Origin of the sequence: Kiloniella sp. (assembly GCF_048270245.1) — a bacterium.
Lineage (GTDB): Bacteria > Pseudomonadota > Alphaproteobacteria > Kiloniellales > Kiloniellaceae > Kiloniella.
On record NZ_JBLWTH010000001.1, the window covers coordinates 236,326 to 252,275 of the forward strand.

Consider the following 15,950-nt stretch of genomic DNA (forward strand, 5'->3'; position numbering starts at 1 on the left):
TTGTCATCGTCACGTTTCTACCTTTCGTCTAATACTGCTATTCGAAGCTTTGTTCTTTGCGAGGTCCTGTTTTTTATTATCAGGCTTACTCGTTCAGGCGTTTGAAGATTACCGATGCGTTTGTGCCTCCAAAGCCAAAGCTGTTGGACATAACGCAGTCGATTTCCTCGTTGTCTCTTCTTTCAAGGAGAATTGGCATACCTACAGCTTCGGGATCGAGGTTTTCGATATTTGCAGATGCACACAGGAAATTGTTGTTCATCATAAGCAGTGAGTAAATAATTTCTTGAACGCCGGTCGCCCCTTGAGAGTGGCCGGTTAGGGACTTTGTTGACGAAATCCAAGGAATATCCTGTCCCTCGAAGGTTTCCTTGATTGCATTAAGCTCGGTACCATCCCCAACTGGCGTGGAAGTACCGTGAGCGTTGATGTAGTTAACTTTGGTATTGCCAGCTTCTGCAAGAGCAAGTTTCATACAACGAACAGCACCTTCACCAGATGGCGCAACCATATCAGCGCCATCAGATGTTGCGCCATAGCCAGCAAGCTCACCATAGATTTTTGCACCACGTGCTTTGGCATGTTCGTATTCTTCAAGAACAACGACACCAGCACCACCGGAAATGACAAAGCCATCGCGGTCAGAATCGTATGCGCGAGATGCTTTGGTAGGGTCGTCATTATATTTGCTGGAAAGGGCGCCCATGGCGTCAAAAAGAACTGTCAAAGTCCAGTGAAGTTCTTCACCTCCACCGGCAAAAACGATGTCTTGTTTGCCCATCTGGATAAGCTCTGCGCCATTCCCCACACAGTGTGCTGATGTAGAGCACGCAGAGGTAATGGAATAGCTGTGGCCTTTGATTTTAAAGGCAGTTCCCATATTTGCGGAGTTTGTTGAACCCATGCATCGTGGCACCATATAGGGGCCGACGCGTTTTGGGCTTTTCTGACGCGTGATATCCGCCGCGGCTACCTGATTGGATGTAGAAGAACCACCAGAACCCATGACAAGGCCTGTTCTGATGTTAGATACCAGATCATCTCCAAGACCAGCGTCTTCGATGGCCTCTTTCATCGCAACATAGTTATAGGCAGAACCATCGCCCATGAAACGACGCAGCTTTCTGTCTACTAAAGAATCAAGATCGATATTGATGGATCCGTGAATATGGCTGCGAAAGCCCAGTTCGGCATAGGTTTCGCAATATTCAATACCTGATCGACCTTCTTTCAAAGAATCGATTACTTCTTCTTTGTTGTTGCCAATGCTGGAAACAATTCCAAGTCCGGTGACGACTACGCGACGCATCTGTCGTATCCCTTCTTTACAGGCCAACCTAAATTGATAATGGCGGCAATAATTAATGTACTGGCTTAAGAGTCAGATTGAAACAAACCAACTTTCATATCTTTGATCTCGAACGCAACATCATCATCAGCCATGATGATGCCGTCAGAGACACCCATAACCAGTCGGCGATTTATGACTCGCTTCATATCAACTTTATAGGTCACTTTTTTGACAGATGGGGTGATCATGCTTTTTAGCTTAACTTCACCAACACCAAGTGCACGACCTCTACCAAGAGCGCCAGTCCACCCTAAGAAAAATCCAGTCATTTGCCATACGGCATCAAGGCCAAGGCAGCCAGGCATAACTGGGTCACCTTCAAAATGACAGCCAAAAAACCAAAGATCAGGCTTAATGTCGAATTCTGCAATTATTTGACCTTTGCCGTGTTCACCACCATCGTCGTTAATGGTTGTTATACGGTCAAACATCAGCATTGGAGGTAAAGGTAACTGGGCATTTCCAGGACCAAAGAGTTCACCACGTCCACAAGATAGAATTTCTTCATAGGAGTAGCTGTTCTGGCGTTCGCTCAAAGGTTTATCCACCGTCTTTTATGTTGTTATCCGAACATCAGCTCTAATCGGCCGAATCCGGCGTGACTATAGCACAGGCACACCATGTCCTGGCAATGTTCTTCAAGTTGTAGCAGCTCGTTTATTAAGGAATTTTATATTCCTTGTCACGAGAAGCGATCTATTTCCCTGACATGTGCTGTTTCTATAGGAAAAGATCAATCAAAAACTGAAACAATTTGAAACATTTAACAATTATTGTCTGAATTTGGGCCTTTTTTTGTCTGTGTTATGAATTTTTTTATATTGGTTTTTAGAAAATAATCCTGCTTTTGAGCCATGTAAATTGGCTCTTGGTGACGGAAAACAGCGCGTTTTGTGGATTTTTTCCTTTAATAGCGCTGAAACTGCCTTATATTGAAGGTATGGAAAAGATACGCCCTTATACAGAATTGATTGATACCCTCAAAGGTGCAGGCCTGCGGCCTACACGACAACGACTGGCGCTGGCCAAGTTATTGTACTCTCGCGGGGATCGTCATATATCTGCTGAGCAACTTCATGTCGAAGCAATGGACGCCAAGGTGTCCGTCTCTTTAGCGACAGTGTATAATACGCTTCATCAGTTTCATGATGCAGGGCTTCTTAGGGAAGTTCTGGTTGAAGCCGGGCGATCATATTTCGATACCAATATTAGTGACCATCATCATATCTTCTATGAAGAGACTGGTGAACTGATTGATATCGATAAAGAGACAGTCCAGTTCAAAAACCTGCCCAAGCTCCCGGAAGGTAAAGCTATTTCAAGGGTAGAGGTCGTTGTTCATGTGGTTGATCTTGATGAAAAAGGCAAATCCATTTAACGGATCATGCTTTAAATCACCCGATATTAGATTCTATTCACAACAGCTAATTACTACTGCATAAGCTACGGTGTGCAGACTGTTTTAGTGCATGTATAAAATGCCACTGATCATCAAGCCTCTATTGAGGCTCAGAACGTAACCTCATTGGTTTTTGAGTTAATCAAAAACCTCTCCTTGGTATGAGCCATAGAGAGATTTCCGTTGTAGCCAGCCTGAAATATCGTTGATTTCTACTTGGCACCAGTCGTCAATATTACAGGATTCTAGCTCACCAATCACACCTGCTTCTGCCTGTACAACTGGCCGACTAGTTGTTTCTGGGTCATCGTAAATGGTTCGAACAGCGCCTGTAATCATCATACTTCTTTGACCCTTAAGCATGGATTGGTGTACCCAGCCTATTGTTCCCTGCCAATCACGGATTTGCCGCCAAGTATCAAACTCATCAATGATTTCGACTGGTAGCCGCCGCCGTTGATAAATCCATTGAATTGGATACCGAGAACCAGGACCTGCGCGCATGTTGACTTTACCGGATCGAAAGCTCACAAACCGGGGAAGTGGTAGTCCACTTGGTCCAATTTTTCTCTGCGCCTGATCTCCTGAGTTTGTGCCAAGAGTTTGTGCCCCGATGCTGTGAGTAAGGAGCTGGGTACAAAGTACCATTCCCACAATTCCTATGGTGCTGATTATTCTTGGCCCCAGAGAAAGTCGGGAAAGCCGGAGCGTCGATTTTTTGTCCCCTGAAAAAGGCAGACGCATCAAACTTTTTTTCATGCTGAAATTTCAATTATATCTAAATAGCTCGCGAAGTGTTTGAGAGATTACCTTCCTAATTCTGTGCTGGCTAGAATTTATCGAAACAACTGTTTCTCTCTCTTGGCAAAGACCTTATTCACAGCATAGACTAGGGAAGATAAAGCAAGACCGTTAACTCTCAAATAATAACGGCTTGTCGTAAAGGACCAGCGACGGGGATCCCATAGGCACATGACACAGAAAAAACCCCTAGTAATTGTTACGCGGAGACTTCCGGACGCGATTGAAACTCGGATGATGGAACTGTTTGATTGTCGTTTGAATCTTGATGACAAACCTTTCTCTCAAAAGGAATTGATTGCGGCTGTGAAAGAAGCGGCTGTTCTGGTGCCAACAGTGACAGATCGGGTTGATGCAGGGGTTCTTGCCCAAGCGGGACCGAATCTGCGACTGATCGCTTCTTTTGGAACGGGCGTGGATCATATTGATCTTAAAACCTGTCGTCAGCGGGGTATTACTGTCACAAATACACCGGGTGTTTTGACCGAAGATACCGCCGATATGACAATGGCCCTTATTCTGGCCGTTTCTCGCCGCATCACCGAGGGTGTCAAATTAATCAAATCTGGTGAATGGAATGGATGGAGCCCGACAGGGATGCTGGGGCATCGCATGTGGGGTAAACGTCTGGGCATCATCGGGATGGGGCGTATTGGTCAGGCTGTTGCCCGCCGTGCAAAGGGTTTTGGTCTTTCCATCCATTACCATAATAGACGCAAAGTACATCCGGATATTGAGAACGAGTTGGAAGCAACCTACTGGGAAAGTTTGGATCAGATGCTTTCCCGCATGGATATTATTTCTGTGAACTGCCCGCATACACCTGCGACTTTTCACCTGTTATCAAGCCGACGTCTTAAGCTTTTGAATGACCGTGCGATCATTGTGAACACCAGTCGCGGAGAGGTCATTGATGAAAATGCTTTGGCCCGTTTGATTAAATCAAGAGACATCGCGGGTGCAGGGTTGGATGTTTTTGAGCAGGAACCTGCTGTTAATCCGAAACTACAGGCCAGCGATAATGTCGTTCTGTTACCGCATATGGGGTCCGCGACGATTGAAGGTCGTCAGGATATGGGTGAAAAAGTCATTATCAACATCAAAACTTTTGTGGATGGGCATACGCCACCTGACCGTGTTGTTGAGGCCATGTTCTAAGTAAAAGAGGGGCTTTCGGGCTCCTTTTCTGTACAGGCTGGTAGGCAAATAGATCTAGACTTTAAAGGCTTGTGCTTTTTGCATGACTGAATTGAGTTGAATGTAGTTGCTCGATTCGTTTTCTTGATTTAAGATTTAGTTAACTAATTTTTAGGCTCAGGGTTTGTTCCCGAATTTGTTTGGGAAAGTGCATTAGTAATCTTGCTTATTTGCAGGGGACTCCGAGTTCATAGTAGAGTCAAAGTCTGGGTTAATCGTTCGATCTCCAAATCAGACGTACCTAGAACAAAAGGCAGAGTTGAGAAATCAACTCTGCCTTTTACTTTTTAAATCTAACTTTAGAAGTGAATTTATTCAGGTCGTATCGGTTAATGGTGTGATTTATTGGGTGATTTACTGGGTTCTTTTAAGAGCTATCCACTGATCAACAGCGAGGCCGTATTTCGTTAAGAAAGGTCCAACCTTGCTGTGCTGATTCAATTCATTTTGCCAAGTAATAAACTCGTCGGGTAAGATGAAACTTACATTACCTTCAATGAACATTTTTTGCGCGAGTAACAGGCTGGGCGCATATCCGCAATCAGCCAGAGTTATCTCTTCACCAGCTATGTAGGGGTGAAAACTGCCAAGCTGGATCAAAAGATCTAATTGTTGTGAAAGTGAAGATTTTGTTGTTTCGATAAACTCGATGTCTCTTTGTGTCGGCGCCATATGTTTAAAAAGAGACCTTATCAGCGGCTCAATCTTCAAGTCGTGTAACCGAGCCAACATTCGCACTTTAGCGCGGTCTTCTATGGTGTGAGGTAGCAACGGTTGTTGCGGGTATTTTTCTTCCAGATATTCACAAATACTGTCTGATTCACTTAGAACAAAATCCCCGTCAACTAAGGCAGGAACGGTACCAGCAGGAACAATAGATTTGTACTCAGCCGAGCCATAACCAGACGGGGGCAGACGAACCTCGGCGGAAAGGCCTTTTAAGGTGAGTACAATTTCAACTTTAGCGCAAAAATTGCTGACGGGAACAGCATAAAAAATCATGGCGAACTTACTTTTTAGGGCCTACGACAAGAATAACGGGCCGCGAACAGCCCGTTATTTCATAGAGATATGGAGACTGGTTTATTCAGCTAATTTCCACTTTACGGCAAGCTTGTTGAAAAAACCTTGAGTCTTTTTAAGCTGGATCCAATGGTTGAGGTAGTTGATCCATACTTGATCGTCCTGGGAAATTAGCATTGCGAGTGGTGTAGGTGAACGTGCTTCTTTCACAGGAACAATGGCCATTTGCTCATATTTTTGAACGAGAGTAGCCGCCTCTACGTTGGAGGTAATGTGTACCATCGCGCGACCAGATAGAACTTCCTGAAAATCGCGTGCGGGGGCTTCAACAGACTTTAGTTGGGCCAAGGGGAAGTATTCTTTAGCTTGTTGCTCTTGTACAGTTCCAAGAGTTGTTGCCACGGACACATCAGCTTTGTTGATATCATCCCAGGAATTGAATTTATCCAGATGCTTTTTCAGCGTTAATGGCACAGTTCCGACGTTGTAATAACTGTCTGTATAGCCAGCAACGGCCATGCGTTTTGGATTTAGAGAGGCAGATGTTGTCATGTCGTACTTATTGGCAACGACACCGTTGATCAGTGTTTTCCAGTCTGTGGGAACAAAGGTCAGTTTTACGCCCATGTCTTTGGCCAACTCGGTGACAACGTCGATATCAAAACCTTCGTAGTTACCTGTTGTCGTGTTTTTGATAGTCATGGGGTTCCAGTCCCCAGTGGTGCCAACTCTTAACTCTCCAGAGCTGAGAATTTTGTTCAGGCGTGATTCATCGGCGGCATGCGCAGATGTAAAAAGTCCAACAGTTAAAAGGGTAACTGTGGCGAGTAGTGTCTGAATTTTAAGCATGAGAATTCCGGTTTTACGGCTATTTCAAAGATGGGTTCAGGCGTAAGTGTAGAACAGCTGAATATTTTGCACCAGTTCAAAGGTCGGGGTGTGTTACGGGCTTGCTTCAAAGTTTTGTGAACAGAGCTTGTTTGAGCCAGTCGCTTATTTCTGATTAGGAAAGGTGGACAATCCGATCCGCAATGGCATCTGCATCTTCTTTTAGATGTGTGACCATCAGTGTTAGAAGGTGGTGATTCTTGTGGAGATCCATCACCAGTTTTAGCATCTCTTTGCGCAAATCCTGATCAAGAGCACTGAAAGGTTCGTCTAGTAATAAGATGGGCCGTCGCCTGACCAAACATCTGGCGAGCGCTACGCGTTGTCGTTGGCCGCCTGATAATTCGGCAGGAAGGCGTTTCTCCAACCCCTTGAGATCAACATCATTAAGAGCTTTTGTTATCTGGTCTTTGTCTTGATCTGTCAGGCGTAAGCCGGGATGAATACCCAAGCCAATATTTTCTTCGACCGTCAAATGGGCAAAAAGATTGTGTTCTTGAAAGAGGCTTGTGATTGGACGTTCTGATGGTGATAGGAGGGTAAGCTCTTTGTCTTCAAACTTGATGGAGCCAGAATTCGGATTTTCAAAACCCGCAATTAAGCTCAGAAGAGTTGATTTTCCGACACCTGAAGGCCCAAGGATTGCGACGAGTTCATTGGGCTCTATCCTCAAATCAAAATCCAAAACCTCTTCACTGCCGTGATGTTGATAGGACAGTTTCTCAATACTCAATCCCTGGAATGATTCGTGACCATTTGTTTTCTGACCCCGTGCTTTTGGGGCAGAGGCTTTCTGCTCTGGTACTTTTTGATAATCAGGCACAGTGCATAGCCTTCTTGCTGGTTCTTAAGGTTGAGAGGGCGAAACCCTTTCCAGATATGGTGCGTTCTATAAAAATAAAGAGCATCAAACTTTGCAGACAAAGAAACAGAGCTGTAATCGCTGCGTCATCCAATCGGTAGCTGCCCATTTTTTGAAACATTAAAAGAGGCAAGGTCGTAAAATCCTGGGTTCCAAAAAGGGCTATGACACTTAAATCACCCGTTGATAGTGCAACGGATAATCCCAAGGCCAGTCCCAGTGCTTTTCTGTTCTGTGGCCAGTCAATAATACGAATGCGATTCAACCCTTTGATATCCAGATTATCACATAGATGATCACTTTTTTGTGCCGAGGTTTCAAAGGCAGGAACAAGAATTCTCAGAATAAACGGTAATGTCATCAAGGCATTAACAATAATCACCAGAAAAGGCGCCAATATTGTCAGACTGGTAGCTGTTCTGAAGGTAATAAATAACCCTGTTGCCAGGACAAAAGGCGGGAGAAGCAGAATAATACTTCCGGATAAATCCGTCATTGTCGCAAAGGGTGAAGCTAAGATGTACCTGCCCAGACGATAAGGCGATTGTAAGCTCCGCAGCATCAGCGCGATACCTATGGCAAGTATGAGTGCGATACAGCCTGCTGTTAGTGATATGAGCAGACTGTTGAACGAAGCTATCCATAATTTTTCATCTGTTATGACGGCTATTAAGCGAGGAGAAAAGGCTTTCCAGATCGTTGCAAGCAAGGGAGGGATAACCAAAAACACCATCACCAAAAGCGCTAAACTATCCGTTATTTTGGCGCTGGTATGACGGGCGTCAAGCCGCTGGATAGACCGCTCTTCTGTCTTTTGAAGGGTGATGTGGCGGGCAAACTTGCTGCCAATGATGAGCAGGATAAAACAGAGACTCAACTGGGCGAGAGATAGGATGACAGCTTTGGGAATATCAAAATCAAAGCGGATCGCCTGATAGATGGCAACTTCCAGCGTGTTTGTAGAAGGCCCCCCCCCAAGAGCAAGGACAACGGCAAAAGATGTAAAACAAAGCAGAAAGACAAGACCACAAGATGCCGGAATAATACGCCGGAGAAGAGGCCATTCAACAAGTCGGAAAATATCTTTGCCAGTCATGCCAAGTTGTGCTGTGTTTCGCCAGTATTCCGGTGGTAAAGCTTCAAGACTTTGTAAGAAAATTCGCGAGAGAAGTGGGGCATTAAAGAAAACGTGGGCGATTAGAATTCCAGTGAGACCGTAAAGATAGTTTCCGGCACTAACATCAAATAGGGAAAGAAACTGATTAAGCCATCCATTACGGCCATGTATGGCGACAATACCGAATACGCCAACAATAGTGGGGATGATGAGCGAGAGCGATGCTAGTTGCAGGAAAATTTGTCGTCCGGGCAAGCTTGGGCGTCGGGCAAGTGCGCGGGCAACGGGAATAGCAACAACCGTTGCCAGTAGTGTACTGAGAGCGGCCTGAAAAAAGGTAAACCCGATCACCCGATATAGATAGCTGTTCTGGAATATACGGGTGAGATCTATGTTCTTGATCTCAGAGAAAAGACCGCTAAAGGCAAAACCCAATATCAAAGCAATAAAGCCGAGGCTTAATAAGCCGGGCCACAAATACATCAGCCATTTTTGCACAAATTGTAATGGCCTTTGCATTATGAGTCGCCTTGATATCGGGGCATTAACACGATCAGTTATATTCGATCTACTGCTTGATGGAATTTAGCCAGTTATCAATCCAGATTTGCCGATTGTTTTTCGCTTCTTCAGGGGAAAAAAGAAGTGATTTATCTGGGCGCGGTAACTGAGAAAATGGAGCGGGAAGGTCTTTACCCAAATCGATAACTGGATACATCCAGTTGCCGGTGGGAATTTCGTTCTGGAAACCTGAAGTGGTAATGAAATTCAGAAATTCCTGTGCTAGTTCTGGTTCTTTTGCTGTCTTCAACTGAGCAGCAACTTCGATCTGCATGTAGTGACCTTCAGCGAAAATAGCGGCTTTATACTGCTTTTTTTCTTCGGCAATAATGTGATAAGCTGGGGATGTTGTATAGCTCAACACCATATCTGCTTCGCCATCAAGGAAGAGGCCGTAGGCTTCACTCCATCCCTTGGTTACAGTCACAATTTTTGGGGAAAGCTTTTCCCATGCGTCAGCTGATTTATCGCCGTATACATTTTGCATCCACATCATCAGACCAAGACCCGGTGTTGAACTGCGCGGATCCTGAATGATGATTTTCAGATCTGGATTGCCGTTAATGAGACTATCAAGGCTCGCAGGTGGGTTGGTCAGCTTTTGGCTATCATAAACGAAGGCAAAGTATCCATAATCAAAAGGTATGAACTGTTCGTTTTCCCAATCAATAGGCAGATCAACATTGGATAAATCGACATTGCTTTCTGCAAATAGATCTGTGGCCGTAGCTTCAGCGGTCAAGTTGGTATCCAGACCCAAGACAACATCTGCAGAGCTATCTGTTCCTTCTAACTTGAGGCGGCTGAGAATGCCGACAGACGAATCTAGCGCGACAAACTTCAGGTCGCAATCACAGGTGGCTTCAAAAGCTTTTTCTACCTTAGGGCCTGCGCCCCAGTCCGCAGCAAAAGAATCATAAGTGTAAACGGTCAGAACTTTTTTGTCCTGTTCTTGTGCTTGTGCGTTAAGGCTCAAACCAAGGGTGAGTGTTGTTGCTGCTACAGCAGCCATAGTTGTACGCAGGATCATGCGACGCTCCATAAATGAGTGGGGCGGGCAAGGACCTGAAAAATCTGGAAATAGTCACGTGTTTTTGATTAAAAAGTTCAGCCTAATTCAGGCAGAGACTTTAAAATCACAAACAGCATCCAGTCTTCAATTCCCTCCGCCGGTATTAACCGGTTCAGGTTCCACGGGTCTATTTCAATATTGAAAATTCTCAGCCCATAAAAGGCACCCCGTTGAGACCGTTTTTGACCTTAGACATTTCCCCAAAAACCAGCAAGACATATCCAGCCAATGGGTAAAATTTTCGGAAAGCAAAAAGAGCCCGAATGATCGGGCTCTTTTTTTACGTGATCTCTCAATGTTACTTCGGAACCTTAGTGGCCTCGTTATCTTGAGGTGCAGGCGAAAGTTTCAGTAACAGATAACCAGCGAGGGCTGACAGTATAGATCCGCTGAGGACGCCAATTCTAACCTGACTACCGATCTCGGGGTCATCAAAGGCTAGGCCGCCGATAAACAAACTCATGGTAAATCCAATACCCGTCAGGAGAGATAAAGCATAGATCTGAGTCCAATTGGTTCCTTCTGGCAGGCGACAGATCTTTGATTTGACGGCCACCCAGATAAAGCCAAAGACGCCGATCTGTTTACCGATAAATAGGCCACCCGCAATACCAAGGGTAAGGGGGGCAAGAACCGTTCCCATCGTAACGCCAACAAGCGACACTCCTGCGTTGGCGAAGGCGAAAACAGGCAAAATCATGTACGCAACCCACGGGTGGAGGTTGTGTTCCAGATTTTTAAGTGGGCTGGCACTGTCTTTTGTTTTTCCATTTAAAGGAATGGCAAAACCAAGTGCTACACCCGCTAGCGTGGCATGAACACCTGATTTCAGAACACAAACCCAAAGCACGATACCAACGAGAATATAGGGGGTTTTTGCGGTGACGCCGGATCTGTTGAGGATCAAGAGACCGATTAAAGCAACCGCAGCCAGAGCCAGTGAGATTAATGAGAGCTCAGCCGTATAGAAAAGAGCAATGATAATAATTGCGCCCAAGTCATCAAAAATGGCAATAGCAGTCAAAAGAACTTTAAGTGCCAGGGGAACTCTGTTGCCTAAAAGGGCCATAATGCCCAAGGCAAAAGCAATGTCTGTGGCTGTTGGGATTGCCCAGCCGTTCATGTTTGATCCGACACCCCAGTTAACACCTGAGAAAACCAATGCTGGAATAAGCATGCCACCCACAGCTGCGATGGCGGGTAAAACAATTTGATCGGCGGAGGACAATTGACCTTCCAGAATCTCTCTTTTGAGTTCCAGACCAATTAACAAGAAGAAAATTGCCATCATCCCGTCGTTAATCCAGAGCAAGATAGCTTTGGAAATCGCTAAGTCGCCAAGGGCAATGGTGAAGGGAACTTCTAATGCACTAGTATAGATAGATGCTAGCGGAGAATTTGATGCGACCAACGCCAGTAGCGCCGCGATCATAAGGATGATACCCCCAGATGATTCCAGCTGTAGGAAGTCTTTGATCATTTTTGTTGGCATTTTCTTGATCATTGTTTTTGGCATTGCAGGAATCTCCGAATTGCCGAATTTCACATGTACCCGAGAAAAAATGGGGGCTGTTGCCTGATAAGTGTAATCGTTTTATTGTCAATGTGTAATAGATAAAAACTATCAGCAAGCAGTTGAGATGATAAAGCCTACTATCAAACAATTGGAATATTTTAGTGCGGTTGCCGAAACGTTGCATTTCCGTAAGGCTGCGGAACAATTGAATGTTTCACAGCCAACACTGAGTGACCAAGTAAAAGAACTGGAATATCGTTTGGGGGTGGTTCTTCTTGATCGGACACGCCACGGGGTTGAATTGACTCCTGTTGGGCGAGAAATATTGAATCGGACGATGTTTTTATTGCGTGATCTAAATGATCTTTGTGATCATGCTAAAACTGCGAAATCAATGTTAGGCGGTACATTGCGATTAGGTGTTGCGCCGACTGTGGGGCCTTATTTACTTCCATATGTTTTACCAGATCTTCACCGGGCTTACCCTGATTTGAAGCTTTATATTCGGGAAGACAGGTCATCATCGTTGGAACAAGCTCTTCGCACAGGTCATCATGATCTAATTTTGACAGCACTTCCGTTAGAAGATGATGGTTTGAGGACAGAGGTACTTTTTAGTGAGCCGCTTATGGTTGGCTTACCAAAAAACCACCGTCTGGCAATGGCCGACAGCGTTGCCCCACAAGACCTTAAAGGAGAAGCAGTCCTTTCTCTCGGTGCTGGTCATCGATTGTATGAACAGGTGCAGGAACTTTGCCGGGAATTTGGTGCTGATCTTCAGAATGACTACGAAGGTACCAGCCTCGATACTCTACGACAGATGGTTGGTATGGACATGGGGATATCATTTTTCCCTAATCTTTATGCGCGATCCGAAATAACCAAAGATCAGGAAGTATGCGCTAGGCCGATTGAAACACGCGTTGTGAAAAGACAAGTTGGTTTGGCTTGGCGCAGTAATTCACCGCGTATTAATGAATTCCTTCAATTCAAAGAAGATCTTTTACGATCACTCAATCGGCAGATTTCGGGTGAGGTAGTTTTAAGCAGATAGAGCTTTTTGGGTTACAGGTATCCAGATATCAACCTGACCTGTGGCACTATTCACATCAAAGCGATTATCATAAAGTTCGAAGTCAGGTGTGTTTGCGTACTCATAATTCGAGTTAGGTAGCCAGTTTCCCCAAATGCCTTGGTAAACGTTTGAAAACTGATCTCCAATAGGGGACTTGTCATCAACCGTGAAGGTGAAAACTGCGTAGTCAGCTTTTTCAATAACAAGCCCCTCCATACCAGAAGGAATATTATTTTGATCGTTAACTTCGAAGGCTGCCATATAGGTAAAGTTTTCAGGGGACCCTTTTAGGCAAAGACCGTATGCACGACCATTTTTACTGTGATTGATTTCTGGGTAACGGCAGCCGACCTTTTCCCAAAGATCGGGGATGCTTTTGTTATTATCAGGTCCAAAATCATCACTGATACCGATGATGCGAAAAGCTTCTTTTTCTATAATACGAGGTTTCATAGGCAGAGTTCCTGAATTTGATGTGACTGAATGCAGGAGAGGTAGTTGGTACCTGGCCGGTATCGAACATCCATTTGATCGATATTGACCCGGTGGTAAGCCGAAGCATTTCTTGAAAGCTCGAGTGAAGGCTTCTTGACTATCAAACCCATAATCTAATGCTAGATGTATCAAGGATGTATCCCGATTTGATTCAAGGATTTTTGCGGCCTCTGTCAAACGACGATGACGAAGGTAGCCCATCGTTGTCTGCCCCGTGGCAGAGCGAAATAATCTGGCAAAATAATAAGGCGAGAGACCTGCCTCATTTGCTATTTCTCCAAAGGTAATCTGTTGGTCAAGATTTTGTTCTATAAAAGAAATAGCTTTTTTGATCGGCATAGTTTCTCCTGCTTGAGAGAGAATAGACTCAGGCTTCTTGTTAATCTTGATCAGGATTGCCTTTTTATAAATAAACTCGTTTTGTTGTTTCTTGGCTCATCTGTTTGTCTTTCTTGTCCTTTGCAAAAGGGGGGCGTGAAGATAATTGATGCTTTAATACGCATGAGAAGGGTGTAATAAGGTCCTTATAACATCTGTTCTTCTTTTCGTCTTTCAGGATGTCGCGATGACTAACCCGCTTATTGTTCTTGATCAAATGCCTACCGCCCATGATTTCTATGGCACCTATTGGAACCAAAAACCGTTTTTGGTTCGTAAGGCAATTCCGGATGCAACACTGGATCTATTGATCAAGCCGGATGAACTTGCGGGTCTTTCCATGGAAGAAACGGCAAGATCGCGTATGGTCAAAACGGCTGGTGAAGAAAGAAATTGGACCTGTGCATTCGGTCCATTTGATGAATCAAGCTTTGATACTGCAGGCGACAAAGAGTGGAGCCTCTTGGTTCAAAATGTCGAACAATTCCATCCTGATACCTCTACGCTCCTTTCTTGCTTTGATTTTGCACCCCGTTGGCTGATGGACGATGTCATGGTCAGCTTCTCTGCTGTGGGTGGATCTGTTGGTCCCCATATCGATAGCTACCATGTATTCCTAGTTCAAGGTGATGGCAAAAGGCGTTGGAAAATAGGACGAGAAGCCATTGATGATGAGATCTATATCGAAGGTATTGATCTCAAGGTTCTGGCGGGTGGTTTTGAGGGCGACGAGGTTGAAGTGACAAGTGGTGATGTGCTTTATGTACCTCCTCGTTTTGGGCATGAAGGCACGACGCTTGAAGCTGCGCTTACCTATTCTGTCGGCTTTTTGGGGCCAAAGATATCCGAACTTTTTAGTGGGTATGCGCAATATATTTCCGAATTTGACGATCTTGATCAACGTTATGTCGGTCAAGATCTCTCGGAAATATCGTCCGGTTTTACCCTAAGCGAAAAGGCCGTTGCAGATATCAAGGCTTGTTTTGAACGGCAGATAACATCAGCGAACTTTACTCAGTGGCTTGTTGAATTCTTCACTGAATCATCGCATGAAGATTTTGGCGTCTATAATGAGCGCGAAGAAATGCTGTACGATGATGAATTTAAAAATGAATTAGAAGAAGGCGCCAGCCTGATTAAACCGGAATATGTAAAGTTTGCAATTACAGCTTCAGCAACGGGCGGTTTCTGTCTTGGTTTTGATAGCCAGAGCTTCACGTTGGATGAACGTATGTTCCCGCTTGTGCAGCTCTTTATGAAAGAAGAAGTCGTAAATTCAAAGAGCTATCCGGATCTCTTTGCTGAACCAGCCTATCTGGAGTTCTTGTTGGAGTTATATAATCATCAAGCGCTTGAATTTCTTGATTAGATTTCACTCCTATTTTCAGGCTCTTCTTCCGGTGCCCACTTGAAGGCTTGAACACGGCCAACGTTTTTGAGCTTCAGGCCTCTTTGTCCATCCTCGTCTGACAGGCTGGTGCAGTCTTTCTGTAAGGCAAAGGGAAGCAGGTTTTCAAAGCGGTTTGTCATGAAAACGGTGCCGGGATCGGCACGGGCTTCGAGCCGTGCAGCCAAATTGACAATCTCGCTTAGTAGGCTGAACCCGGGATAGGCCGAGGGAAGTGAGAGCAGCGTCACGGGGCCATAAGACAGGCCAATGCGCGCACCCTGGGTCTCGATCACGCGATCAATAGAATCTTGCCAGATCTTGGCAGTTTCTTTGGCGAGTTTGTGTATTTTCGCTGCAACGTTAAGAACATTGGCGGCATCCACTTCTTCGTGTACGCCCCACACAGCAAGCAAGCCGTCACCCTGCACGCGATCAACCAGTGCACCACTTTCGATCAGAATGTCCCGGGCGCCATCACAAAAGGCACTCAGCATTCTGTGGGCGAGGGAAATGTTGCTGGTTTCACGAACAAAGGCACTGTAGGAACAGAAATCCATTGCCATAACACAGCAGTTTTCAATAGGTTGATCCAGTTTTTCATCAAAGTTTTCCCAACCCTTGAGTGAGCCAAAATGGAACTCGTAGAGTTCCTTATCAACGGCCATTCTTTTCCCCTAATTGACGTAAGCTGTAATCGCGTTCTTTGCACGATACTTTTGCGCGCCATAATAGAGAGAAAGAGTTCCCAAGAAACAAGGGAAAAACGTGTGATCACAAAATTCTGACAAGAAAAGAAAGGGCAGAATTTTGCATCCTACCCTTTAC

General features: G+C 45.0%; 15 protein-coding genes and 1 riboswitch. Of the genes, 4 read left to right on the forward strand and 11 right to left on the reverse strand.

Translation table 11 applies throughout. The annotated features are described in order from the left end of the window. Window positions 1–85: 85 nt before the first annotated feature. Together fabB and fabA are read right to left on the reverse strand one after the other, a co-directional pair. Window positions 86–1,309, reverse strand: coding sequence for a beta-ketoacyl-ACP synthase I (gene fabB, locus ACN0W5_RS01085; RefSeq protein WP_417452429.1), 1,224 nt, complete (start codon window positions 1,307–1,309; stop codon window positions 86–88). 65 nt (window positions 1,310–1,374) lie between these two features. After that, complete coding sequence (fabA, locus tag ACN0W5_RS01090; RefSeq protein ID WP_299379071.1) at window positions 1,375–1,887, reverse strand: bifunctional 3-hydroxydecanoyl-ACP dehydratase/trans-2-decenoyl-ACP isomerase; 513 nt, start codon at window positions 1,885–1,887, stop codon at window positions 1,375–1,377. Between the two features lie 404 nt (window positions 1,888–2,291). Here fabA and irrA point away from each other — a divergent pair, with 404 nt between their 5' ends. Then, window positions 2,292–2,729: an iron response transcriptional regulator IrrA gene (gene irrA / locus ACN0W5_RS01095; protein ID WP_299379069.1), complete on the forward strand. Its 438-nt coding sequence runs from the start codon at window positions 2,292–2,294 to the stop codon at window positions 2,727–2,729. Between the two features lie 159 nt (window positions 2,730–2,888). Here irrA and ACN0W5_RS01100 read toward each other — a convergent pair whose 3' ends face one another. Continuing rightward, window positions 2,889–3,509 carry an SH3 domain-containing protein gene (locus ACN0W5_RS01100; protein WP_417452430.1) on the reverse strand — a complete coding sequence of 207 codons (621 nt, stop codon included), beginning with the start codon at window positions 3,507–3,509 and terminating at the stop codon, window positions 2,889–2,891. Window positions 3,510–3,722: 213 nt separating this feature from the next. Between ACN0W5_RS01100 and ACN0W5_RS01105 the strand changes: the two genes are divergently transcribed. After that, window positions 3,723–4,709 (forward strand): 2-hydroxyacid dehydrogenase, encoded by a 987-nt coding sequence (locus ACN0W5_RS01105; protein ID WP_417452431.1) that lies wholly within the window; start codon window positions 3,723–3,725, stop codon window positions 4,707–4,709. A 393-nt stretch (window positions 4,710–5,102) separates the two neighbouring features. Here ACN0W5_RS01105 and ACN0W5_RS01110 read toward each other — a convergent pair whose 3' ends face one another. From ACN0W5_RS01110 to nhaA, 6 genes are all read right to left on the reverse strand, one after another. Next, window positions 5,103–5,750, reverse strand: coding sequence for a glutathione S-transferase family protein (locus tag ACN0W5_RS01110; RefSeq protein ID WP_417452432.1), 648 nt, complete (start codon window positions 5,748–5,750; stop codon window positions 5,103–5,105). An 81-nt stretch (window positions 5,751–5,831) separates the two neighbouring features. Beyond that, window positions 5,832–6,620, reverse strand: coding sequence for a transporter substrate-binding domain-containing protein (locus ACN0W5_RS01115; protein ID WP_417452433.1), 789 nt, complete (start codon window positions 6,618–6,620; stop codon window positions 5,832–5,834). 154 nt (window positions 6,621–6,774) lie between these two features. Next, the gene (gene thiQ, locus ACN0W5_RS01120) at window positions 6,775–7,482 is read right to left on the reverse strand and encodes a thiamine ABC transporter ATP-binding protein (protein WP_417452434.1); all 708 of its coding nucleotides are present in this window, start codon (window positions 7,480–7,482) and stop codon (window positions 6,775–6,777) included. Continuing rightward, the gene (gene thiP, locus ACN0W5_RS01125; RefSeq protein WP_417452435.1) at window positions 7,475–9,157 is read right to left on the reverse strand and encodes a thiamine/thiamine pyrophosphate ABC transporter permease; all 1,683 of its coding nucleotides are present in this window, start codon (window positions 9,155–9,157) and stop codon (window positions 7,475–7,477) included. Before thiP ends, thiQ begins: the two co-directional genes overlap by 8 nt. Window positions 9,158–9,206: 49 nt before the next feature. Continuing rightward, window positions 9,207–10,229: a thiamine ABC transporter substrate binding subunit gene (gene thiB / locus ACN0W5_RS01130; RefSeq protein WP_417452436.1), complete on the reverse strand. Its 1,023-nt coding sequence runs from the start codon at window positions 10,227–10,229 to the stop codon at window positions 9,207–9,209. A gap of 113 nt (window positions 10,230–10,342) precedes the next feature. Next, window positions 10,343–10,451: riboswitch (TPP riboswitch) on the reverse strand. A gap of 118 nt (window positions 10,452–10,569) precedes the next feature. Next, window positions 10,570–11,763 (reverse strand): Na+/H+ antiporter NhaA, encoded by a 1,194-nt coding sequence (gene nhaA, locus ACN0W5_RS01135; RefSeq protein ID WP_299375315.1) that lies wholly within the window; start codon window positions 11,761–11,763, stop codon window positions 10,570–10,572. A 148-nt stretch (window positions 11,764–11,911) separates the two neighbouring features. On the opposite strand from nhaA, the gene ACN0W5_RS01140 reads away from it, so the two are divergent. Beyond that, the gene (locus ACN0W5_RS01140; protein WP_417452437.1) at window positions 11,912–12,841 is read left to right on the forward strand and encodes a hydrogen peroxide-inducible genes activator; all 930 of its coding nucleotides are present in this window, start codon (window positions 11,912–11,914) and stop codon (window positions 12,839–12,841) included. Here ACN0W5_RS01140 and ACN0W5_RS01145 read toward each other — a convergent pair. Beyond that, window positions 12,830–13,696 (reverse strand): AraC family transcriptional regulator, encoded by an 867-nt coding sequence (locus ACN0W5_RS01145; RefSeq protein WP_417452438.1) that lies wholly within the window; start codon window positions 13,694–13,696, stop codon window positions 12,830–12,832. The two genes, ACN0W5_RS01140 and ACN0W5_RS01145, sit on opposite strands and share 12 nt — an antisense overlap. 226 nt (window positions 13,697–13,922) lie before the next feature. Here ACN0W5_RS01145 and ACN0W5_RS01150 point away from each other — a divergent pair, with 226 nt between their 5' ends. Further along, on the forward strand, window positions 13,923–15,104 hold the full coding sequence (locus ACN0W5_RS01150; protein ID WP_417452439.1) for a cupin domain-containing protein: 1,182 nt from the start codon (window positions 13,923–13,925) through the stop codon (window positions 15,102–15,104). Here the strand turns inward: ACN0W5_RS01150 and ACN0W5_RS01155 are convergent. Beyond that, entirely contained in the window at window positions 15,101–15,790 is a 690-nt protein-coding gene (locus ACN0W5_RS01155) for an adenylate/guanylate cyclase domain-containing protein (protein ID WP_417452440.1), read from the reverse strand. The genes ACN0W5_RS01150 and ACN0W5_RS01155 overlap by 4 nt on opposite strands. Window positions 15,791–15,950 lie beyond the last annotated feature (160 nt).